Genomic DNA, 21,504 nt, shown 5'->3' with positions numbered 1-21,504 from the left:
GCTCCCAAGGAGGCAACGATGCCCGACGTCACCGCTCCCTACCAGCCCGGGACGCCCTGCTGGGTCGACCTGGCGGCCCCCGACCAGCAGGCCGCCATCGACTTCTACTCCGACGTCTTCGGGTGGACCGGCGAGATCGGGCCACCGGAGTACGGCGGCTACGCCGTGTGCCGGCTCGACGACAAGCCGGTGGCCGGAATCATGGCCGCGGTCCCGATGGACGACCAGCCCGCGCCGCCGACCGTGTGGACCACCTATCTGGCATCCGCCGACGCGGACGCCACCGGGCAGGCGATCAATTCCGCCGGCGGAACCGTCGTCATGCCTGTCGTGGACGTGATGACGCTCGGCCGGATGAGCATCGCGGCCGACCCGACCGGCGCCGTCTTCGGCGTCTGGCAGGCGGTCGACTTCCCCGGCGCCGGCATCGTCAACCAGCACGGCGCCCTGATCTGGAACGAGCTCAACACCACCGACCGGGACGCTGCCGCGGCCTTCTACAAGGCGGCGCTCGGCATCGACAGCGAAGCCATGGAAGGCGCCGAGGACTACTTCGCGCTCAGCGTGAACGACCGCCCGGTGGGCGGAATGCAGTCCATGCCGTCGGCTCTGCCGCCCGGCACCCCCTCGCACTGGCTGACGTACTTCGCGGTGGCGGACACCGACGGCACGGTCGCCAAGGTGACGGCGGGCGGCGGCTCGGCGCTCAAGGAGCCCTTCGACATGATCGCGGGCCGGATGGCCGTCGTGACGGACCCGCAGGGCGCGACGTTCGCGGTGATCGCCCCGCAGCCGTTGAACGGGAGCTGACGCAACCGAGCAGCACGGAGTCGAGCCGGGGCGCGGGGTCGCCGAACGCCCGTCGGGCGTGGGCTTCGAGCAGGGTGTCGCCGCGTCGCAGCAGGAGCGGGCAGCGGTCGTCGGCGAGGGCGGTGACTACGACATCCGGGCCGGAATCGGGTCTCCTGGGCGGTGACGGCGAAGAAGCCGCGGGACTCCTCGTGGTGATGGGCGACGACGGGCCGTGGGCGTGGCCGGGTCCAGCTCGTCGAGCGCGGATGTGGCTACTGTGCGCGGGCCGTATGGACCGTCTGGGCCGACAGCAGGAAGACGTCCGGGCGGCGGGTGATGCCCGCGGCGTCGTCGGGGTCGGTGAGGCGGGCGAGAGTCGTGAGGTCGTCCTCGTCGAGCCGGTCTCCGTACAGCTCCATGCTGCGGATCAGGCCGGCGCGGATGTGCTCACGCGCATCTGCCGGCAACGGAGCCGGCAGGTCCACGAGGAAGCTGCGGGTACGCGGGGTGCGCAGGCCGGCATCGGCGAGGAAGGCGGGCCAGTCCTCGATGTCGTCCACGGCGTCGGGCAGCGCCGCCCGCATCTCGGCGAACCCCTCCTCACCCACCGCGTCGAGGCGGGACTGTAGCCCCGGCCGGCCGAGGCCGATGTCGCGCGGCAGGAAGCGGGGGGTGAGGCCGCCTTCGGAGACGGCGAGCAGCCCGCCCGGCCGCAGATGGCCGGCGAGGGCGGCAACGGCGCCCCGCTGGTCGCCGACATGGTGCAGGGCCTTACTCGACCAGATGAGGTCGGCCCCGCCGAGGGCGTCGAGCCCGCCCGGGAGTTCGGCGAGGTGGGTGCGGACGCGGTCGCCGAGCCCGAGGCGGGCTGCGCGCTCGCGGGTGCGCGCCAGGAGGGCTTCGGTGGCGTCCACCGCGACCACTTCGGCGGCGGGGAAGGCGTGGGCCAGGAGGCAGCTGGTGACCCCGGGGCCGCTGCCTACGTCGAGGACGCGGCGTACGGAACGGCGTACGGAATCGGGGCCGGTGCCCGTACCGGTACCGCCGGGACCGGCGCCGGCCCCGGTGTCCGTGAGCAGCTCGCGCAGCCACGCCGTCGCCGCTTCGAAGAATGGCGTCTGGACCTCGGCACCCCGTTCGAGGAGCGGCCCCAGCACCTCCCAGTCGATATGCGTGATGTCGATGTGAGTGCTGTCGTGGTGGGTGCTGTCGTGGTGCGCGGTGTCGTTGTGCGCGGTGTCGACGACAGCATCGTTGCCGTGCCCGTGTCCGGGGTTGTCGTGGTTGCTCATGGGGTGGAGCCTCCGATACGGGATCGTATGCAGGCAATCTTTCTTGCCGGTTCGGCAACCCCCGATTCCCGGCGAACTCCCCGCTCACCGTAGGGTCTGGCCTGTGGGTACTCCGGGATGGATGCCGCCGACCGAGACGGAACGGCGGCTTTGCGAAGCGACGGCGCGTGGTGACTGGGACGGACAGGTCACGGCGATCGCCGGCGAAGACCTGTATTTGGCGGTGCCGCAGCAGGGTCAGGACCCGCTGCCCGTCTACAACGACCCCTCGACGGGCGCTACCTGCATTCCCGTCCTGACGCGCGGCATGCTGCCGCCTTGGCAGCCGCAGCAGTTTTTCGACCGGGTCTCGGTCGACGAGCTGGCGCAGGACTGGCCGAACGACAAATGGCAGCTCGCGGTCAATCCGGGGACGCCGTGTGCGGCGCTGCTGGCCGCCTCGCCCGCGCACCGCGCCGCCTGGATGCGGATCCGCGCGCACGTCGGCGTACGGCCCGGCGGGCTGCTCGCCACCCACTTCGGCGGCCCGCTGCACGGTCCGCTGGCCCATGGGCTGGCGTGCGGCGCACCGATAGCGGTGCACCACAGCGTGCCGTGGAACGAACTCGGCACGGTGTTCCTCGACCATGCGGCGGACGCGCAGACGCTGCGCGAGCAGTGGTCGGTGGTCGATCCGGCCTCCTGGCAGCAGCGTCTCGACCAGCTGCTCGGCGGGCAGTTCGTGCCGGCCGACACGGAGGCGGCGCTGCGCGCCCGCGCCTCCAAGGAGCCGAAGGACGCGGCGGACATGGAGGCCGCGAAGGGGGCGCAGGGTTCGAAGGGCTCGGAGGGTTCGAAGGGCTTGGAGGGTGGCGCCGGGACCGCGCCCGAGATCCCCGAGATCGTAGGCCGCTACGAGGAGCGGTTCCGTACGGACGGGCTGCTGCCGGCGGACGGCCGGGTCGTGTCCCTCGTCGCGCTCGATTACGCGCATGCCGTCAATCTCGTCCGCTGGGGCCTCGGCGCCCGGCTGTGCGGGCCGCAGCAGGCCGAACAGGCCGTACAGCGGGTCGGCGCGCAGGCCAAGGAGGTGTACGGCTCGTGGGAGGAATTCGCGGCGGGCTATGCGCTGGGCCGCATGCTGGCGTTCGACAACGGCTGGTTCGGCCCGCAGTACGCGGAGACCGTGCACATCCACCGTGTTCTCTTGCAGGACCCGGGCTCCCCGTGGCGGGCCCTGGCCTTCGCCTGACGCCCGCGCCGCGGCGGAGACGCCGCCGCTGAGACCTGATCGCGCGGGGCCCGCGGGATCGATGGAGAGGACAGACAGAACTTGGGCGGGAGAGGTGCACGAAAGAAGGTGGCGGCCAACGGAAAGCCCGCGGCGCTGCCGACCTGGGCCCAGTGCCGCACCGCGCTGCGCCGTACCCCGGTGTCCGTCTGGAACGACGATGTGACGGACTGGGCGGCGAGCCTGACGTACTACTCGGTGCTGGCGTTGTTGCCGTCGCTGATCGTCACGGTCTCGCTGATCGGTGTCGCCGATCCTGCGGCCACCGAGCAACTCATCAACCACATCAGTTCGATCGCCCCGGCGGAGTCGAGTCCGACCGTGCGCCGCGCGCTGGTGAGCATGGCCCATCAGCACACCGCCGCCTGGGTGGTGGTGGGCGGCGCGCTGATCAGTGCGCTGTGGTCGTCGTGCAGCTATCTCGCGGTGTTCCGCCGTGCGCTGCACGCCATGCACCGTACGAAGGACGACCGCCCGCCGTGGCGGAAGGCGCCGCGCATCATCGCGACGGCGCTGCTGCTGATGGCGTTGCTGATCAGCAGTGCGGTGGCGCTGCTGGCCAGCGGGCCGATCGCGCGGGCCCTCGGCCGGACGCTCGGTCTCGGCGAGGCGGGCGAGACGACCTGGAATCTGGTGAAGTGGCCCTTGCTGCTGCTCCTGGCCACCGTGTTGGCGATGGTGCTGTTCCGTTCCGGGCCGCCCAGTTCGCGCGGGGTGCGGCGGGCGGCGCCCGGCGGGGTCGTCGCGGTGCTGCTGTGGCTGGTGTCCTCGGCGGGATTCGCGGTCTATGCCTCATACGTCGGCACCTTCAACCGGCTCTACGGCTCGCTCGCCGGGCCGGTGGTGTTCCTGATCTGGCTGTGGTTCTCGCATTTGTCGCTGCTGTCCGGGGCCCAGTTCAATGTGGAACTGGCGCGTGCGGGCCGGGTGGTGAGGACGCGGGCCCGCTACTGAGGGCGTGGGCGTGCTCGATGCGCCGAGTCGTACGCAGTGCGCTCGGCGTCCCAGGTGCGCTTCGCGTGCTCCGTACGCTTCACCTGCTCACCTGCTCACCTGCTCACCTGCTCAGTGCGCTTCGCGTGCTCCGTGGCAGGAAGCGATCGCCTCGATGCGGTGTGCGAGGCCGAAGTCGAGTTCGGTGATCCGGCCGCCGATGCTGTGTGTGTTCACCGATACGGCGAGTTGGTTGTAGCCCAGGGCCAGGTCGGCGTGATGGCCCAACTCCTCCTGGATCTGGGCGATATGGATCACCATCGCGGCGGCCGGAAGGTGCCGTTTGAAGGCGTAGCGACGGCACAGCAGCTCGCCCTCGACGGACCAGCCCGGCAGCTCGGCGAGGCGGTCCTCGATCTCCTTGTCGCTGAGCGGTTCCACCTGAGCGTTCATGGCGCTCACCTCTCCCGCGGTGTGTCGGTCGCGGCTCACGGCGGTCACTGCCCGCCGTCCGCTGCTTCGCCATCCCAGCGTGTCACACGCCGAGGGCGCTTTCGCGCCAATGTACGGAGGGTGAGCCGGTGGCCTTCCGTGTCGCATGTGGCCCTTCTAGGCTCCTGCGCCTGATGCGAAGTGTTACCGACGGTAAAGGGGAGCCAGGGATGGACCGTACTGGTAGCGGCGCGAGCAACCGCACCGGCACGACGCGAGGCGATACCCGGGAGACCCGAGGCGGAACAGGCAATACGCAGGAGGCACGAGGCGGAACAGGCAATACGCACGGGGCCCGAGGCGACGCTCAGGGCAGCACCCGGCGTGGGTTTCTCGGCGGGGCGGCGGGCGGTGCGCTCGCCCTCAGCGGCGCGGCCGCCCTCAGCGCCGGCGTCGCCGGGACCGAGGCCGCCGCGGCCCCGCGCCGTACGGCCGGGAAAACGGGTCGGGCGGCCCGCCGGGTCGCCGTACTCGGCGGCGGCGTGGCCGGCCTGACCGCCGCGCACGAGCTGGCCGAGCGCGGCTTCCAGGTCACCGTCTACGAGCGCAAACCGCACGGGCTCGGCGGCAAGGCCCGCAGCATGGACGTCCCGGACAGCGCCCGCGGCGGCCGTAAACCGCTGCCCGGCGAGCACGGCTTCCGCTTCATACCGGGGATCTACCACAATCTCCCCGACACCCTGCGCCGTATCCCCTTCCCCGGCAACGCCAACGGCTGCCACGACAATCTGGTCGCCTCCACCGAGGTGATGCTGGCCCGCACCGGCGGTCGCGAGAACATCCGCTTCCCCTTCTCCTCCATCGGCACTCCCCCACCCGTATTAACACCGGACGCGTTCCTGCGGATGCTGACCGGCCTGCTGGAGACGTTCAGCGGCCTCCCCGCCCACGAGATCGCCTACTTCGCCAACCGGATGCTGGTCTTCTTCACCAGCTGCGAGCAGCGCCGCCTCGACGTCTGGGAGCACACGCCGTGGTGGCGCTATCTGCGCGCCGATGCGATGTCCGCCGACTACAAGCGGCTGCTGGCCATCGGGATGACCCGCAACATCGTTGCGACCAAGGCCGAGATCGCCTCCACCAGGACCGTTGCCACCTGCGGCGAGGCGTTCATCTTCAACCTCCTGGGGCGGGGCGCGGACGGCGAACCCGACCGGGTGCTGAACCTCCCGACCAACGAGGCATGGATCGATCCCTGGGTGGCGTATCTCCGCTCCCTGGGCGTGGAGTTCAAGGTCGGCTGGTCCGTACGCGATCTGACACTCGCCGGCGGCCGGATCACCGAGGCCGTGGTGACGGACCCGGCGGGCGCCCGGCAGGTCATCTCCGCCGACCACTTCGTCCAGGCGATGCCGGTCGAGCACGCCCGCGCGACGTGGAACGCGTCCGTACGGGCCGCCGATCCCCAACTGGCGCGCTGCGACCGGCTGGAGGTGGACTGGATGACCGGCCTGCAGTTCTATCTGACCGAGCCGACACCCATCCTCCACGGGCACATCAACCACATCGACACACCATGGGCGCTGACCGCCGTGGCCCAGGCCCAGTACTGGAAGGACCGCGACTTCCCGGCCGACTACGGGGACGGCACGGCCGCCGACTGCCTGTCCGTCGACATCTCCGAATGGGACCAGCCCGGAATTCTCTACGGAAAGACCGCCAAGCAGTGCACCAGAGAGGAGGTGGCACGGGAGGCCTGGGCCCAGCTGAAGGCGGGGCTCAACGACACCGGCGCCACCGTCCTCCGCGATGCGACCCTCCACTCGTGGTTCCTGGACCCGGCCGTGGACGGCCTCGGCACACCGCACCCCACCAACGACGAACAGCTTCTGATCCATCCGACCGGAACCTGGTTCAACCGCCCCTCCTCCAGGACCGCGATCCCCAATCTCTTCCTCGCCGGGGACTATGTGGCCGTCGATATCGACCTGGCGACGATGGAGGGGGCCAACGCGTCCGCGCGGCAGGCGGTGAACGCACTGCTGGACGAGGACGGATCGAGCGCGGCGCGCTGCGAGGTCCAACGCCTCTACCGGTCCCCGGAGTTCGAGCCGTTCAAGGCCGACGACGCCATACGTCACCGGCTGGGCCTGCGCAACGCCTTCGACCTGGGATGACGCAGCGAGGGACTCGGACAGGCCCAAGTACGGCCGCTCCCCCGTCGGTTACCGTCCTCCCATGAAGACCACCGCCGCCCTCCCGCCCTCGTCCCCGCCAGCGGCCGCGGGTGTGGGGGCGCTGTTGCGCGAGTGGCGCGACCGGCGCCGGATCAGCCAGCTGGAGCTGGCGCTGCGTGCCGACTCCTCCGCCCGCCACATCAGTTTCATCGAAACCGGTCGCTCCCGCCCGAGCCAGGAGATGGTGCTGCGCCTCGCCGAACACCTCGACGTCCCCGTACGAGAACGCAACGCCCTGCTGATCGCGGCGGGTTACGCCCCCACCTACCCGGAGACCCCGCTGGACGACCCGTCGATGGAAGCCCTGCGCTCCGGCATACAACGCCTCCTGACCGGCTACGAGCCGTTCCCCGCCCTGGTGGTGGATGGCACGTACAACGTACAAGCAGCAAACCGAGGCATCACCGCGCTCCTGGAGGGGGTCGACGAATCCCTGCTGCAACCGCCGTTGAACGCCATGCGGATCACCATGCACCCGGGCGGCCTGGCGCCCCGCATCCGCAACTACCTGGAGTGGCGCGGCCATCTTCTCGACCAAATGGAGCGCCAGTTGGCACTGCTGCGTTCCGCGCCGCTCCGCACCCTCTACGAGGAGGTCAGCGGCTATCCGCTACCCGAAGGCGGCCGGGAGTCGGCGGCGGCCGGTGACCACGCCCCCTTCGCCCTGCCCATGCTGCTTGAGCACCACGGGACGGTGCTGTCCTTCATCTCGACCATCACCACCTTCAACACCCCGATGGATGTGACCGTCTCCGAGCTGGCGGTGGAGACCCTCCTGCCCGCCGACCCGGAGACAGCCGCCCATCTGCGGACGCTGACGCAACTCTGACGCGTCGCGGCGGGGCTCAGACCGCGAAGGCCGTGCGGTGACCCGGCCCGTAGACCGGGTCACCTGCCGGGGCGTGTTACTTGGCGGCGGTCGCGGCGGCAGCAGCAGACGCGGCGGCCGTCGGCTCGGGGGACGGTTCCTGCGCCGCGTCCTCGGGGGCGGCCACGCCCTCGCCGCGCCGCCCCGCCCGCCGGGCCGCCATCCACACGTAGACGAGGATGCCCGCGAAGAGGAACAGCACGCCCTGGTAGATCGCGGCGTAGCCGGCGCCCGCGACGAGCCAGAAGGTGAAGCCGAAAGCGGCCAGGGCGAGCGTCAGGTCGCGCGCGAAGCGGGCCGGGCGGACCTTGTCGCGGCGGCCGGTGAGGAGGAAGTAGATCTGGGCGCCGGCGGCGAGCAGGTACGGGACGGTCGCCGAGAAGGTGGTGATCAGTACCAGGATCTCGAAGACGCCGCCGGTGCCGATCAGGTAGTTGATCACGGTCAGGGCGCTGGCCAGCACCGCGGCGGCCAGGACACCGAAGGTCGGCACGCCGCGCCGCTTCGTCAGGAAGGCGGCCGGGAAGAGCTCGTCCTTGGCCGCGGCGTACGGGGACTGGGCGCTCATCAGGGTCCAGCCGTTGAGTGCGCCGACGATCGAGATGACGGCGGCGCCGGCGATGATCGTGCCGCCCCAGTGCCCGCCGAACATCGCGTTCACCGCGTCCGAGAACGGCGCCGTGGAGTTCACCAGCTTGTCGTGGGCGACGGTGCCGAAGACGGCGAGGGTGCCCAGGAGGTAGACGACGGCGGCGCCGACGGTGCCGAGGACGGTGGCCCGGCCGACGTTCCGCTCCGGGTCGCGGACCTCGCCGGCGCTCATCGCGGCGGACTCCACACCGACGTAGGAGTAGAGGAGGATCGCGGCCGCGGCCGACATACCGCCGAGCGCGCTGCCGCTGCCCGCGTTGAACGAGCCGAGGTTGTCGGGGTCGAAGAAGAACAGGCCGACGACGGCGATGAAGAGGAGGGGAACGAATTTGAGGATGGTGGAGACCAGCTGGACCGCGCCCACGTAGCGGGTGCCGGCGAGGTTGGCGAGGGCCGGGAGCCAGAGGGCGCCGAGGGCGACCAGGAGGTCGGTGCCGCCGGAGGCGTGGCCGGGGACGAGGACGTGGACATAGCCGACTGCGGCGACCGCGAGGGCGGCGTTGCTGACCCAGGTCATGGTCCAGTACGACCAGGCGGACAGGAATCCGGCGAAGTCGCCGAACGCCTCGCGGGCGTAGACGTACGGCCCGCCGGTGTCCGGGTGGCGCTCGGCGAGCCGTCCGAAGACGAGGGCGAGGGCGACGGCGCCGATGGTCAGCAGGCCGAAGGCGACCAGACTGACGGTGCCGAAGGGGGCCACCGAGGCCGGCAGCAGGAAGATGCCGCCGCCGATGATGTTGCCCATCACCAGGGCGGTAGCGGTTCCCAGACCGAAGCGGCGGGTGTGCCGGTCGTGCATGGCGTGGTGGGCCTCTCGTCGTGCGCTGTGCACCCGGGATGCGGGCGTGTACGCCCAGGATTGCCGGGCGATTGCATATCGTCGGCGACCGGCACCCCCGCACCAAAATCAGCGGGGTTTGTCCTGTCGGGAGTGGTCGCGCGACGCAAAACCTTCGGGTTCGACTGCCTTGTGCCGTAGTTCGTCCGCACCCGGTACTACGGGCGGCCGCGGGCCTGCCGCCTCCCTCAGCCAGCGCCGCAGCACCCGGTGCAGCTGCTCGGCGCCGGTCAGCAGCTCGCCGTCCGCCGTCGGCGGGGTCAGTTCCACGGGCCAGAGGAGGAAGGGGCGGCTCTGTGCGCCGCCGAGCCCGCCGTGTGAGCCGATCTGTTCCTCGAAGGCGTGCACGGCGCCGGTCACCGGGTCGTAGGCGGAGTTGACCATGAGGTCGGCGACATGCGGGAAGCGGTCGGTGCGGCGTACGGCCTCGGCCGCGCCGTCGCCGAAGGGGGCCAGGGGGTCGGTGCCGATGATGTGGCCGGTGTCTAGGTGGTGCTCGGCGCCACCCGGGCCCAGCACGACCGCCCCGTGCGCCTCAGAGCGGACGAGGAGGAAGCCGATGCCGGGGTGATGGGCGAGGGTGCCGAGGAGTGCGGGGTGTCTGCGGTCCAGTTCCTCGCGGGTGATCCGGCCGGGGACGTCGGGGAAGGACACCAGCCCGAGGTTTCCGGAGGCCAGCACGATGGGGTGCGAGCCGCCCTGCCGCTCCTTCCCCTCCGGGCGGTGCAGTGCGGCACGCGCCGCCTCCCTGGCCTCGGCCCCGCTCGGCGTCCGCCCGGCGCGCCGCGGCACCGGCAGCCCGCACCCGGCGCGTACGAGATCGCCCAGGCTCAGCCCGTAGCGCTCCAGGAAGGTCGAGCCGGGGCTCTGGCCGTGGTCGGAGAGCAGCACGATGCGGTACGGGCGCGGGGTGTGCCGGCCGACCTGGGCGATCAGCGCGATACAGCGGTCCAGGCTGCGCAGCACCTGGTGGGTGTCGCGGTGGCCGGGCCCTGAGTGGTGCGCGACCTCATCGTACGCGACGAGATCGGCGTAGACGGCGGTGCGGCCCGCGAGCATGTCGCCGATGACGGCCGCGACCACCACATCGCGTTCGACGACGGTCGCGAAGGCCCGGAGGACGGGATAGAGGCCGCCTCGTTTGACCCGCGGCGTCTCGCGCCGGAAGCGGGCCCGCAGCGACTGGACGATCTCGCGGATGACCTCGGCGGCGAAGGAGACGGCCGTCCGGGTCGCGTTGGCGGGGTCGGAGAAGTACGCGAAGTAGCCGGCCCGGGAGCGGTTGCGCTTGTCGCGCCGGGCCGCCACCGACATCACCAGGGCGACCTGGTCGGCGCCGCCGCTGAAGAGATTGCCGCGGCTGGCGCCGCCGTGGGCGAGCAGTCCGCCGTCCCCGGTGCGGTCGATGGCGCGCCGCTGGAGTTCGGCGGCGCTGGTGGGCCGGTTGCTGACGATCAGTCCGCCGGTCTCCTTCTCGTACCAGCGGAAGGCCGGCAGATCCTCGTTGCTGCCGTGCAGGATGCCGAGCTGGCTGGCGCCGGTCTGGCTGGACCAGTCCGTATGCCAGGGGGTGAGGCGGTGGCTGCCGCCGGTCCAGCGGGCGACGGTCGCCATCAGCGGCCGGTCGCCGTGGGTGGCGGCGCGCAGCAGGTCGTGGCCCAGGCCGTCGAGCTGGAGGAAGACCGTGCCGGGGGCGGTGGTCGCGCCTGGGGTGGCGCGGCCACGGCGGCCGGCGAGCCGCACCAGCCGGCGGTGGTACGCCTCGTCGTTGCGGACCGCGAGGAAGGTGGAGGTGGCGGAGGAGGCCGCGGACATCGCGGCCGCGACGATCACGGCGGTCTCCGGTGCGGCCTGTCCGCGCCCCTCGGGGATCAGATCGAGGGCGAGCAGAAGGAGGGAGCCGTTGAGGAAGAAGACGAGAAGGCCGAGGACGAGCGCCGGCACCAGGAGCAGGGCCCGTACGAGGACGGGCCACACCAGGGCGCTGAGCAGGCCGAACGCGCCCGCGCCGAGAGCGGCGGTGAAGGCGGTACGGGTGAGGCTGTCGCCGCTCGGGGACTGCAGCCGGAAGTCGGGCAGCAGCGCGGCGAGAGCGAGCAGGGTGAGGCTGGACACCAGCCAGACCGCGAGCACCCGCAGCAGGGCTCCGCTCAGCGTCTTCCACCGTGGCGTCCGCACGCCGTCCCCTCACACTCCGGTCCGCGTCGGCCGCGCGGGCTCGCCGCCAAGGTTGTCATAAATAGCACGCCTGATGGCATATGCCCGGTTATGGGGGAGGTGGCTTATGGGAGTGATGGCCGGGCAGAGCGGTGGCCGGGGCGTGACGTCCGCCGCCTTGGCCCGGCCACTGCGGCGTCCGCCGCCTTGCTCCCGCCATGGCCCCGGCGGCGGCAAGCCCGTCCGGGCCCCAGCAGCCGAATTATGGACGAATGGTGGAGTATCGGGACAGACGCAAGATCGGGACAGCGCGGCGTATGACGTAAGGCGTAAGACGTGTCGGGAGGTCATCGGTGTCGGTGCGGGTCACCTGGTGGGGACATGCCACCGTGACGGTCGAGGACTCCGGGGTGCGGGTGCTCACCGATCCGCTGTTCGTGCGCCGGCTGGCCCATCTGCGGCGCCGTCGGGGCGCGCTGCCGCCCGCGGAGGCCGCACGGGCCGACCTCGTACTGGTCTCCCATCTGCACGCCGACCATCTGCACCTCGCGTCCCTGGCCCGGCTGGCGCCCGGGACCCGGCTGGTGGTCCCGCACGGGGCGACGGCGGCGGTGCCGGGGCTGCGCCGGGTGGTCGGGGCCCGGCAGCTGCACGTCACGGAGGTGTGGCCGGGCGAGGAGTTCGCGGTCGGCACGCTGACCGTACGTGCGGTGCACGCGGCGCACGACGGACGGCGGCTGCCGTGCGGGCCGCGCCGGGTGCCCGCGCTCGGATATGTCGTGCGCGGCGCGGCGCGGACGTACTTCGCGGGCGACACCGGGCTGTTCGAGGAGATGGCCGACGAGGTCGGGCCGTGCGATGTGGCGCTGCTGCCAGTGGGCGGCTGGGGGCCGTTCCTCGGGCACGGTCATCTGGACGCGCGGCGGGCGGCCGTGGCGGCGGCCCGGCTGGCGCCGTGCAGCGCCGTGCCCGTGCACTACGGGACGTACTGGCCGATCGGGATGGACGCGGTGCGGCCGCATGAATTCCACGCTCCTGGCGAGGAGTTCGAGCGTCTCGCGGCGCGGCTCGCACCGGATGTCGTGGTGCACCGGCTCGGGCACGGCGAGTCCGTACGGCCGGCGGTCGCGCGATGACGTTGCCCGGTGAGGTGCTCGACGAGGCGCTGCGGAGCGTGCCGCCGGAGTCGACGCAGCAGGTGGTGGGCTATCCATCGCTGTTTCTGCTGGTCGTGCTGGGGTCGTTGGTGCCGGTGGTGCCGACGGGGGCCGTGGTCAGCTCGGCGGCGGTGGTGGCGTTCCATCAGACGTCGCCGCTCCCGGTGCTGGTCGTCTTCGGGGTCGCGTCGCTGGCCGCGTTCCTCGGCGATGTCGTGCTGTACACGCTCGGGCGCCGCGGCAGCCACTCCCGGAGCGGCACGCGCTGGCTGACGCGGCTGCGCGCCCATGCCGCGCCGGAGCGGCTGGCACAGGCACAACGGAAGCTGCATGAGCACGGGGTGCTGGTACTGGTGGTTTCGCGGCTGGTGCCGGCCGGGCGGATTCCGGTCATGCTCGCGTGTCTGCTCTCGGCGATGCCGCTGCGGCGGTTCGTCCGGGGCGACATTCCGGCGTGCCTGGCGTGGGCCGCGATGTACGGCCTCATCGGGCTGCTGAGCGGCTCGCTGTTCCCCGAGCCGTGGCAGGGCGTGGCGGCGGCGGTCGGGCTGGCGCTGGTGATCGGCGGGGCACCTGGGGTGTGGCGGCGGGTGCGGCGTGGCCACGAGGGCCGGGATGGCTGACGCCCCCGGGCACGCCCCGGCGGCGGGCGGCGGACCGGGCGCCGCCGTGCGAGCGGGGCCCGGCCCGGTGTCCGCCGTCTCAGAGGACCAGGCCGACGACTGCCCCGAGGGCGGCGGTGAGATTGAGACTCAGGCCGGCGTCCACGTCCAAGCCGATGCCCGGAGACGCGGCTTGGGCCGGTGCGGCGAGCGCGACGCCCCCGACGGTGAGCAGGACGGTGGTGGCGAGGGCGGCAAGGGTGCGGTGAATGCGCTGCAAGGCAGGCCCTTCTGTCCGTACGCGGGCAGCGGCGATATGCGCACGCGACCGCGTCGTCTCTTGATCAGGTCTTGATCAGGGCGCCCTGGGTGTATCGGATCCGGCGAGAGGCTTTCCTGTCCGCCGGATGAACTAACGCGACGTCACTCGTACGTGGCACGAAGTACGCGCGAGGCGCCGACCGGAAGGTCCCAGAGGTCCTCCCGGGGCCGGCCGGCGGCCGCCCAGGCGGCGCGGACTCGGCGCAGCGGCTCCAGCGGCGGTTCGGCGGAGAGCAGGAACGTGGACCAGTGCATCGGCACCAGGGCCCGCGCCCCGAGGTCCTGGCAGGCCCGGACGGCCTCCTCCGGGTCGGTGTGCACCGGCCGCAGCATCCAGCGCGGGTCGTACGCGCCGATGGGCAGCAGCGCCAGGTCGATGCCGGGGTAGCGGCGGCCGATCTCCTCGAACCAGTGGCCGTAGCCGGTGTCCCCCGCGAAGTGGATCCGCCGTCCGCCGGGCGCGGTGAGCACCCAACCGCCCCACAGGGAACGGCAGGTGTCGGTCAGTGTCCGCTTGCTCCAGTGGTGGGCGGGGACGAAGTCGAAGCGTACGGGGCCGTCGGGCGCGGGCAGTTCGACCGCCTCCCACCAGTCGAGGTCGGTGACCTGGGTGAAGCCGCGGCGGCGCGCCCAGGACGCCAGGCCCGCGGGGAGCAGCAGCGGGGTCTCGCGCGGCAGCCGCTTGAGGGTGGGGGCGTCCAGATGGTCGTAGTGGTTGTGGCTGATGACGACGGCGTCGATGGCCGGCAGGTCCTCCCAGCGGACGCCGACAGGGGTGACCCGCGCGGGCGTGCCGAGGATCTTGCGGGACCAGACCGGGTCGGTCAGTACGGTCAGACCGCCGATCCGGATCACCCAGCTGGCGTGCCCGGCCCAGGTCAGGGCGACGGTCGCACCGTCGACGGCCGGCATCGGGCCCGGCTCGAAGGGGAGTTCCTGGATCTCGCGGAGCGCCTCGGGGGCCGGGCGCAGCTTGCCGTCCCGGGCGATCCGGGCCAGCGCGCGGACGCCGGGCAGCGGCGCGGTCAGCCGGTCGGTGAAGTCCCGGGGCCAGGTGCGGGTCCCGCCCAGGGGGCGCGGCTCGGAGAGCGGCGGCGGGGTGGCGTGTGGGAGGAGGGGGGTGTGGGAGTCGGCAGGGGCAGCGGGGGCTGCGAGCGCGGACTCGGTGAGCGCGGGGTCCGCGAGGGCGGGCTCGGTGGGCGCGGGCTCGGTGAGAGCGGACTCGCCGTGGGAGGGCTCGGTGTGGGAGCGCTCGGTCTGTTCGGTCATCGAGGGGCTCCATTCGGTGGACAGAACCAGGGGGTGCGGGCGACGGGGTGGGCGTACCTCCCATGCCCTCAAGGCATGGGAGAGAGTCAGCCGTCCCCCCCGTCCACCGGCGTCGTGAGTGCGGCCAGCGTCCGTGACAGGGCGGTCAAAGCATCCTGGATATGCGGGAGTTGGAGGGAATCGGGGGTGTCCAGGGCGCGCCCGCGCAGCTCCACGTCGGCGCCGAGCAGTCCCTCTGCGCCCAGCCGTACCCGCAGGGCGCCCGGCTCGTCGCCGAAGTGGTGTCCGCCGCGCGCCGCCCAGGGCGCCAACTCCCGTTCCAGCGCTACGGATTCGGTGATTCCCCGGGCCGCGAGGGGGCGGCCGAGCGGTTCGAAGTCGGCGTACACATGGCTGCCGGAGTGCGGCGGCCGGCAGACGGCGCCGGCCTTGGTGAGGGTGCGGTACAGCGCCGCGGTGAGAGACCCGTAGACGCGGGCGAGGGTGGCCGTCCTGGCGCGTACGGAGTCGGGCTCGCCGAGCGCCTGGGTGACGGCGCAGGCGAGCGGACCGGGCAGCGGGGTGCACAGGGCGGACAGCGCGTCCAGCGCCGCGGTTCGCAGTTCGGCGCCCCGGTCGGTGTCCGGGAAGCGGGCGACCGCGGCGGGCCAGGAGGCGGGGACGAGCGTGGCGCGCAGGTCGGTGAGCACCACGACCTCGTCGGGCAGCATCTCGGCGGGGCTGAGCAGCACGGTGTCATGCGGATCGTGCAGCAGATCGCGGCGCGATTCATCGCTGATCACCCACAGCCCCTCCTGCGCCGCCGCCTCGCACGCCTCGTGCAGCTGCTCGGGCGCCGGGCAGGTGCCGGTCGGGTCGTCCGCGACGGACAGCACCAGGACCCGCGGTGTGTCGCCGTGCAACCGGGCCCGGCGGACGGTCTCCAGCAGCGCGAACGGGTCGGGCATGCCGCCCGATTCGGCGGGTACGGGCGCGAAGTGCACCGGCCGCCCGAGGAGCCGGGCGGGGCATGCGTACCACCCCGAGCACGGCCGCGGCAGCACCACGGCACCGTCGGCCGCGGCGTACAGGGCAAGCAGCAGGGTCGCCGCCCCTGGGGCGGCGACCACCTGCTCGGGGGCGGTGACCAGACCGCGGCGCTCCCAGTAGCCGCAGGCGGCGGCGCGCAGCTCCGGGGAGCCGCCGGTGGGTTCCGGTTCGGCGCGGCCGGCGGCCGCGGAGAGGTGCGCGGCGAGATCCGGGAGGACCGGCAGACCCACCGGGGCGTCCGAGCCCGGTTCCCGCCGCGGATCCGGGGCGGTCCGCTGCATCCGTACCTCCACACTCCACGACGGCTGGTCGATCGTGGGCCCATCACATGAGTGAGGGCCCCGACCACCTTTGCAGATCGCAGGGGTGGCGGCGGGGGGCGACACGTCAGCGGAGGGAGGGCGCCGGTCGCCCGGCGGGACGCCGTGGCACGCGGCCGGGGCCGTATGGGGCATCCACTCGCTCATCCGTACGAGCGGCCGGCCGCCCCGGCCGGATCATGACCGCTCCGTCCGCCGCCCTGCTCCCGCCGAGTCGACCGGAACGGGGTCGGGCTCGGCATCCCCGTCAGCCCCGTATGGCACGCACGCTACTGTCGAACGACGGGTTCCCGCGCCTCGGAGGATCGATGACCAGCACCACCAGCAGCGGCGAAGGCGGCAGCGGCCGCCCCCTGTTGCAGCTCCGGCAGATAAGTCGCACCTACGGCGAGCGGCAGGCGCTGCAACCCCTCGGCCTGGACGTCCAGGCCGGCACCTGCACCGCGCTGTTCGGGCACAACGGCTCCGGCAAGTCCACCCTGCTGCGGATCGCCGGCGGCCGCGACGAACCGACCACCGGAACCGCCCTGTTCGACGGCAAGAAGATCGACGAGGACGATCCCGAGGTGCGCGCCCGGGTGGCGGTCGCCGGGGACACGGTGGCCTGCTACCCGGATCTGACGGTCCGTGAGCACCTCGAACTGGTCACCGTGGCGCATGCCGTCGACGACGCGGGCACCTGGATCGACCAGGTGCTGGCCGACCGCCGGCTCGCCGGCCACGCGAACGCCCTGCCGGCCTCGCTCTCCTCCGGCCAGATGCAGTCGCTGCTGCTTGCCGCCGCCCTGGTCCGCCCGCGTGACCTGCTGATTCTCGACGAGCCCGAGCAGCGCCTGGACCCCGACGCGCGCGACCGGCTGGCCGAGCTGCTGATCGGCGAGAAGAAGGACGGCGTCGCCGTACTGCTCGCCACCCATCAGGCCGAGCTCGCCGAGGCGGTGGCCGACCGGATGGTCGCTCTGGAGGACGGCGCGGTCATCGCGACCGGCCGGCCCACCGAGGTACTGGCGCGGCTCGGCGGGCGCCGATGAGCGGGGAGCCGCCCCAGACGGTCGACGAGGAGCCGGCCCCGCCCCCCGATGACGAACGGCCCTGGACCGCTGAGGACGAACCGTCCTGGACCATCGAGGACGACGACCGCACCCCCGAAACGCTGCGCTGGCTGCGCACCAAGCGCCGCGCACACCGCCGCCGGCGGCAGCGCGATCTCGCCGTCGTCATGTACTCCGTCATCCTGCTGGCCGCCGGCTACGGCACCACCTTCGTCTACCGCTTCGCCCAGAACGTGCGGTACGACGCCCTGCACGGCGACGCGGCCGCCGCGATCGGCCGTGCTCTGCCGAGCGGCCTGGTCTTCCTGGCCCTGGCCATCGCGCTGCTGGCCGCGCGGGACGCGCTGTGGCGCGGCCCCGTCGTCGTACCGGGCCCGGAGGCGTCCTGGCTGCTTGCCCAGCCGGTCGACCGGGCCAGGGTGCTGCGCCCGTGGTTCCGGCGGACCGCCGGACTCGCGGTGCTCGCCGGGGTGCTGGCCTCGGTGGCCGGGGCGCTGCTGCTGCGGATCACCGAGCTGTCGCCACTCGGCGCCGCCCTGGCCGCGTCGCTGCCCGCGGGTGTGTGCCTGCCGCTGCTGGCCGTGGCGATGGCGATGCGGGTCGAAAACGACCCTCGACTGGCAGTCCGTGTACGGTCGTTGACTCCGTATGGGGTGCTGCTGCTGATGGCGATCGCCGCCCAGACGGCATGGGCGTGGGCCGGGCACCGTCTCCCGTTGGTCGAGCGGATCGAGCTGTGGTCGGGGCCGTGGGGCTGGGCCGCGCAGCCCGTCGTAGCGGCCGCGGGCGGCTCGACACCGGGTTGGCCGGTGGCTTGTGCCGTGCTGGTCGTCCTGGCCGTGGGAGCCGCCATCGCCGCGCACCAGGGGGCCGCATCCGTCCGTACCTCGCAGCTCAGAGCGCGCGCGGCGACGGCGACGACGGTCTCGTCGGTGATGTGGTCGATGGAACTGCGCGCTGCGAAGCTGGCAGTGGCCGATGCCCTGGGCCGGCGCGGCAAGGGCGCACGGCGGCTGCCGATGCCGCGCAGCAAGTATCTGGTGGTGGTGTGGCGCGATGCGGTGGCGCTGCTGCGTTCGCCCGGCCGGGTGGGAAGTGCCGCTGCGTGGATGGTGGTTGCCGCCGCGACGGCCGCACTCGGCCTCTCGGCCGACGGCGGGATGCAGGTCACCGGCCTGGTCGTGGCGCTGCTGCTGGGCTACGTGGCGGTCGGTGCGCTGGCCGAGCCGGCCCGGCTGGAAGCGGATGATCTGCGGCGCTCGTCGTGGTCGCCGTTCCGCTTTTCGACGCTGATGTTGCAGCATGCGATCGTGCCCGCGGTGGTGGGCATGGTGCTCGCGCTGCTGGCGGCCGTGCCGTTCGCCGTCAGCGGTGGGGCGTGGGCGCTGCTGCTGATGCCGCTGTGCGCGATGGCGCTCGCCGCGGCGGCGCTGCTGTCGGCGGTGCGCGGTCCGGTGCGTTCGGAGCTGATGTTCCTGGGCGTCCCCACACCGTTCGGGGACCCGGGCTTCTTCGTCTTCCTGCTCTGGTACGTGACGGCCCCGCTGATCTCGGTCACCGTGTTGGCCGTCGCCGTCAACACGGCCCTCGGCCATGGCGTCACGGCGGGGGCCGTCGGCAAGGTGGCGCTGACATCCGTGCTGCTGACCGCCGGGCTGCTCGCCCTCGCGTACCGGCGGGCGGGCAAGCTGCGCAGCCGCTGACGAGGTGGTGGCGCGCCGCCGCATCCGGACCCGTTACGGCCTGTTTCGTGCAACCTGGGGTACAAGGTGGCGCATGCGCACGCTACTCACCACCCTCGACCGGCGCCTCTTCGACCGGATCGCCTCGCGCGAGTGGCCGGGCGCCCAGCGCACGCTGCCCCGGCTGAGCCGCAGTGCCAATCACGGGCTGCTGTGGTTCGGCATCGCGGCCGGCGCGGCGGCGCTGGGCGGCCGTCCCGCGCGCCGGGCCGCGCTGCGCGGCGTGGCTTCCCTGGCTGCGGCGTCGGCCACGGTGAACACGCTCGGCAAGCGCTCCGTACGGCGCCGGCGCCCGCTGCTGGACCCGGTGCCGGTCATCCGGCAGCTCAGCCGTCCGCCCATCACCTCCTCCTTCCCGTCCGGGCACACGGCCTCGGCGGTGGCCTTCGCGACCGGGGTCGCCTTCGAGAACAAGTGGTGGGGCCTCGCGCTGGCGCCGGTCGCCGCGTCGGTGGCGTTCTCCCGCGTCTATACGGGGGTGCACTATCCGGGCGATGTGCTGGCCGGAGCCGCACTGGGGGCCGGGGCCGCATTCGCCGTACGCGGCCTCGCGCCGACCCGCGCCCAGCTGGCGCCGCCGGCCCGACCGCGCGCGGCCGCGCCCGCGCTGCCGGGCGGGCGCGGCCTGGTCGTCGTGGCCAACCACGGTTCGGGGCAGCGGACCGGGCCGCGCCCCGACCGGGCCCAGGAGGTGCACGGGGTGCTGCCGGACGCCGAGGTGGTGATGTGCGGCGGTCCGGACACACAGCCACTGGGCGAGGCACTGGCGGAAGCCGCGGAGCGCGTGCGGCAACTGGGCGGCGCGCTGGGGGTGCTGGGCGGCGACGGCACGGTCAACGCCGCGGCGACCGTCGCGGTACGGCACGGGCTGCCGCTGGCGGTGCTGCCCGGCGGCACCCACAACCACTTCGCGTACGACCTGGGGATCGAGACATACGCGGAGGCGGCGCGTGCCGTGGAGAGCGGCGAGGCAGTCGCGGTGGACCTGGCGCGCTTCCGGGCGGGCCCGCACCGGGAGGCTCGGTACTTCCTCAACACCTTCTCGATCGGCGCGTATCCGGAGCTGGTGCGCATCCGGGAGGAGTGGGCGGGCCGGATCGGCGCCTGGCCCGCCGGGGTGCTGGCCGCGTGGGAGGTGCTGCGCACCGCCGAGCCGCTGACCGTACACATCAACGGCAGGCGGCGTGCCGTATGGCTGGTGTTCGCCGGCAACTGCCAGTACCGGGGGCTGGGGTTGGCGCCGGTGCGCCGGCACGACCTGGCGGACGGGGTGCTCGATGTGCGGGTGGTGCACGGCGGCCGGCTGGCCCGCACCCGGCTCCTCGCGGCGGCTCTGACGGGCACTCCCCGTAGCTCCCCGGTCCTCCGCGAGGCGCGGCTGCGGAGTTTGCGGATCGACGACCTGCCGGACGGCACGGATGTCGCGTTCGATGGCGAAGTTGCCGCCTTTCAGGGCGGGTTGACACTGAAGAAGGAGAACGAGGCGCTGACGGTCTATCGCCTGTTGCCCGAATCATGAGACGTCACTCTCATAATTCGAGACTGCGGCGTACGGTGTGATCACGACGCCGCAGGGCGTCCGCAACCGGTCAAGCGAAGGAGCCGACCATGCCGCAGGAGTCCGCCGTCTACACCCACGGCCACCACGAGTCCGTACTGCGCTCCCACACCTGGCGCACCGCCGCCAACTCGGCCGGATACCTGCTGGATTCACTGCTGCCGCACATGCGGATCCTGGACGTCGGCTGCGGCCCCGGCACCATCACCGCCGATCTGGCCGCGCTGGTGCCGGACGGCGAGGTCATCGGACTGGAGCACGCACCGGCCGTCCTGGAGCAGGCGCGCGCCACCGCAGCGGGGCGCGGGATCGAGAACGTCCACTTCGCGGTCGGAGATGTCCACGCACTGGACTACCCGGATGACAGCTTCTGCGTGGTGCACGCCCATCAGGTGCTGCAGCATGTGGGCGATCCCGTCCAGGCGCTGCGCGAGATGCGCCGGGTCACCAGGCCCGGCGGGATCGTCGCCGTCCGCGATGCGGACTACTCGGCCATGACCTGGTATCCGGAGGTCGACGGGATGAGCGGCTGGCAGGACCTGTATCTGCGGGTGGCCCGCTCCAACGGAGGCGAGCCGGACGCCGGACGCCGGCTGCACGCCTGGGCGCGCCAGGCCGGATTCGACCCGGACTCCGTCACCGCCACCGCCGGCACCTGGTGCTACCGCACCCCGCAGGAACGGTCCTGGTGGAGCGAGCTGTGGGCGGACCGCACGGTCGCCTCGGCGTACGCCCGGATCGCGGTGGACGGCGGGCATGCCACGGCGGACGAGCTGGCACGGATAGCGGAGGCCTGGCGGGAGTGGGGCGCCCAGGAGGACGGCTGGTTCACCGTCCTGCACGGCGAGATCCTGTGCCGCGTCTGACGGCGCACCGGGCGGGCAAGGGTCGCCCAGCTCTCCTCTACCTACGGCACCAACGGCATCCCGCTGCGGGGTGGACAACCTTGGGCGGTCAATCTGATCGACCGGGACAAGATCGCCG

General features: G+C 72.7%; 18 protein-coding genes. 11 read left to right on the top strand and 7 right to left on the bottom strand.

Features of this window, described 5'->3' with window-relative positions:
• Positions 1-18 precede the first annotated feature (18 nt).
• Positions 19-810, top strand: coding sequence for a VOC family protein (locus AB0I10_RS03035; protein WP_363150518.1), 792 nt, complete (start codon positions 19-21; stop codon positions 808-810).
• A 254-nt stretch (positions 811-1,064) separates the two neighbouring features.
• On the opposite strand, the gene AB0I10_RS03030 is transcribed toward AB0I10_RS03035, so the two are convergent.
• A complete protein-coding gene (locus AB0I10_RS03030) occupies positions 1,065-2,084 on the bottom strand; it encodes a class I SAM-dependent methyltransferase (protein ID WP_363150517.1) in 1,020 nt (339 codons plus the stop codon).
• Positions 2,085-2,205: 121 nt separating this feature from the next.
• Here AB0I10_RS03030 and AB0I10_RS03025 point away from each other — a divergent pair, with 121 nt between their 5' ends.
• Together AB0I10_RS03025 and AB0I10_RS03020 are read left to right on the top strand one after the other, a co-directional pair.
• Positions 2,206-3,315, top strand: a complete 1,110-nt coding sequence (locus tag AB0I10_RS03025) for a DUF1266 domain-containing protein (RefSeq protein WP_363150516.1) — start codon at positions 2,206-2,208, stop codon at positions 3,313-3,315.
• A 108-nt stretch (positions 3,316-3,423) separates the two neighbouring features.
• Positions 3,424-4,308, top strand: a complete 885-nt coding sequence (locus AB0I10_RS03020; protein WP_363150515.1) for a YihY/virulence factor BrkB family protein — start codon at positions 3,424-3,426, stop codon at positions 4,306-4,308.
• Positions 4,309-4,419: 111 nt separating this feature from the next.
• Here AB0I10_RS03020 and AB0I10_RS03015 read toward each other — a convergent pair whose 3' ends face one another.
• Positions 4,420-4,740, bottom strand: coding sequence for a 4a-hydroxytetrahydrobiopterin dehydratase (locus tag AB0I10_RS03015; protein WP_363150514.1), 321 nt, complete (start codon positions 4,738-4,740; stop codon positions 4,420-4,422).
• A 209-nt stretch (positions 4,741-4,949) separates the two neighbouring features.
• On the opposite strand from AB0I10_RS03015, the gene AB0I10_RS03010 reads away from it, so the two are divergent.
• Together AB0I10_RS03010 and AB0I10_RS03005 are read left to right on the top strand one after the other, a co-directional pair.
• Entirely contained in the window at positions 4,950-6,896 is a 1,947-nt protein-coding gene (locus AB0I10_RS03010) for an FAD-dependent oxidoreductase (protein ID WP_363150513.1), read from the top strand.
• A gap of 61 nt (positions 6,897-6,957) precedes the next feature.
• Complete coding sequence (locus AB0I10_RS03005; protein WP_363150512.1) at positions 6,958-7,785, top strand: helix-turn-helix transcriptional regulator; 828 nt, start codon at positions 6,958-6,960, stop codon at positions 7,783-7,785.
• A 76-nt stretch (positions 7,786-7,861) separates the two neighbouring features.
• Here the strand turns inward: AB0I10_RS03005 and AB0I10_RS03000 are convergent, their stop codons facing one another.
• Both AB0I10_RS03000 and AB0I10_RS02995 read right to left on the bottom strand, forming a co-directional pair.
• Positions 7,862-9,274, bottom strand: a complete 1,413-nt coding sequence (locus AB0I10_RS03000) for an amino acid permease (protein WP_363150511.1) — start codon at positions 9,272-9,274, stop codon at positions 7,862-7,864.
• A gap of 108 nt (positions 9,275-9,382) precedes the next feature.
• A complete protein-coding gene (locus tag AB0I10_RS02995) occupies positions 9,383-11,491 on the bottom strand; it encodes a phage holin family protein (protein ID WP_363150510.1) in 2,109 nt (702 codons plus the stop codon).
• A 332-nt stretch (positions 11,492-11,823) separates the two neighbouring features.
• Between AB0I10_RS02995 and AB0I10_RS02990 the strand changes: the two genes are divergently transcribed.
• The gene (locus tag AB0I10_RS02990; RefSeq protein WP_363150509.1) at positions 11,824-12,606 is read left to right on the top strand and encodes an MBL fold metallo-hydrolase; all 783 of its coding nucleotides are present in this window, start codon (positions 11,824-11,826) and stop codon (positions 12,604-12,606) included.
• Positions 12,603-13,250: a VTT domain-containing protein gene (locus AB0I10_RS02985; RefSeq protein WP_363150508.1), complete on the top strand. Its 648-nt coding sequence runs from the start codon at positions 12,603-12,605 to the stop codon at positions 13,248-13,250. Before AB0I10_RS02990 ends, AB0I10_RS02985 begins: the two co-directional genes overlap by 4 nt.
• A gap of 79 nt (positions 13,251-13,329) precedes the next feature.
• On the opposite strand, the gene AB0I10_RS02980 is transcribed toward AB0I10_RS02985, so the two are convergent.
• The 3 genes from AB0I10_RS02980 to AB0I10_RS02970 form a co-directional block, all read right to left on the bottom strand.
• Entirely contained in the window at positions 13,330-13,509 is a 180-nt protein-coding gene (locus AB0I10_RS02980; protein WP_363150507.1) for a hypothetical protein, read from the bottom strand.
• Between the two features lie 143 nt (positions 13,510-13,652).
• Positions 13,653-14,819, bottom strand: coding sequence for an MBL fold metallo-hydrolase (locus tag AB0I10_RS02975; RefSeq protein ID WP_363150506.1), 1,167 nt, complete (start codon positions 14,817-14,819; stop codon positions 13,653-13,655).
• Between the two features lie 86 nt (positions 14,820-14,905).
• Positions 14,906-16,129 (bottom strand): aminotransferase class I/II-fold pyridoxal phosphate-dependent enzyme, encoded by a 1,224-nt coding sequence (locus AB0I10_RS02970; RefSeq protein WP_363150505.1) that lies wholly within the window; start codon positions 16,127-16,129, stop codon positions 14,906-14,908.
• Positions 16,130-16,476: 347 nt separating this feature from the next.
• Here AB0I10_RS02970 and AB0I10_RS02965 point away from each other — a divergent pair, with 347 nt between their 5' ends.
• The 4 genes from AB0I10_RS02965 (at position 16,477) to AB0I10_RS02950 (ending at position 21,386) form a co-directional block, all read left to right on the top strand.
• Positions 16,477-17,199, top strand: coding sequence for an ABC transporter ATP-binding protein (locus AB0I10_RS02965; protein WP_363150504.1), 723 nt, complete (start codon positions 16,477-16,479; stop codon positions 17,197-17,199).
• The gene (locus AB0I10_RS02960) at positions 17,196-18,923 is read left to right on the top strand and encodes a DUF6297 family protein (RefSeq protein ID WP_363150503.1); all 1,728 of its coding nucleotides are present in this window, start codon (positions 17,196-17,198) and stop codon (positions 18,921-18,923) included. Before AB0I10_RS02965 ends, AB0I10_RS02960 begins: the two co-directional genes overlap by 4 nt.
• Positions 18,924-18,996: 73 nt before the next feature.
• A complete protein-coding gene (locus tag AB0I10_RS02955; RefSeq protein ID WP_363150502.1) occupies positions 18,997-20,481 on the top strand; it encodes a phosphatase PAP2 family protein in 1,485 nt (494 codons plus the stop codon).
• A gap of 89 nt (positions 20,482-20,570) precedes the next feature.
• On the top strand, positions 20,571-21,386 hold the full coding sequence (locus AB0I10_RS02950; protein ID WP_363150501.1) for a class I SAM-dependent methyltransferase: 816 nt from the start codon (positions 20,571-20,573) through the stop codon (positions 21,384-21,386).
• Positions 21,387-21,504 lie beyond the last annotated feature (118 nt).

The organism is Streptomyces sp. NPDC050636, assembly GCF_040654775.1.
Classification (GTDB): Bacteria; Actinomycetota; Actinomycetes; order Streptomycetales; family Streptomycetaceae; genus Streptomyces.
The sequence above is the reverse complement of the archived record's forward strand: the minus strand, read 5'-3'. Positions and strand labels throughout refer to the sequence as shown.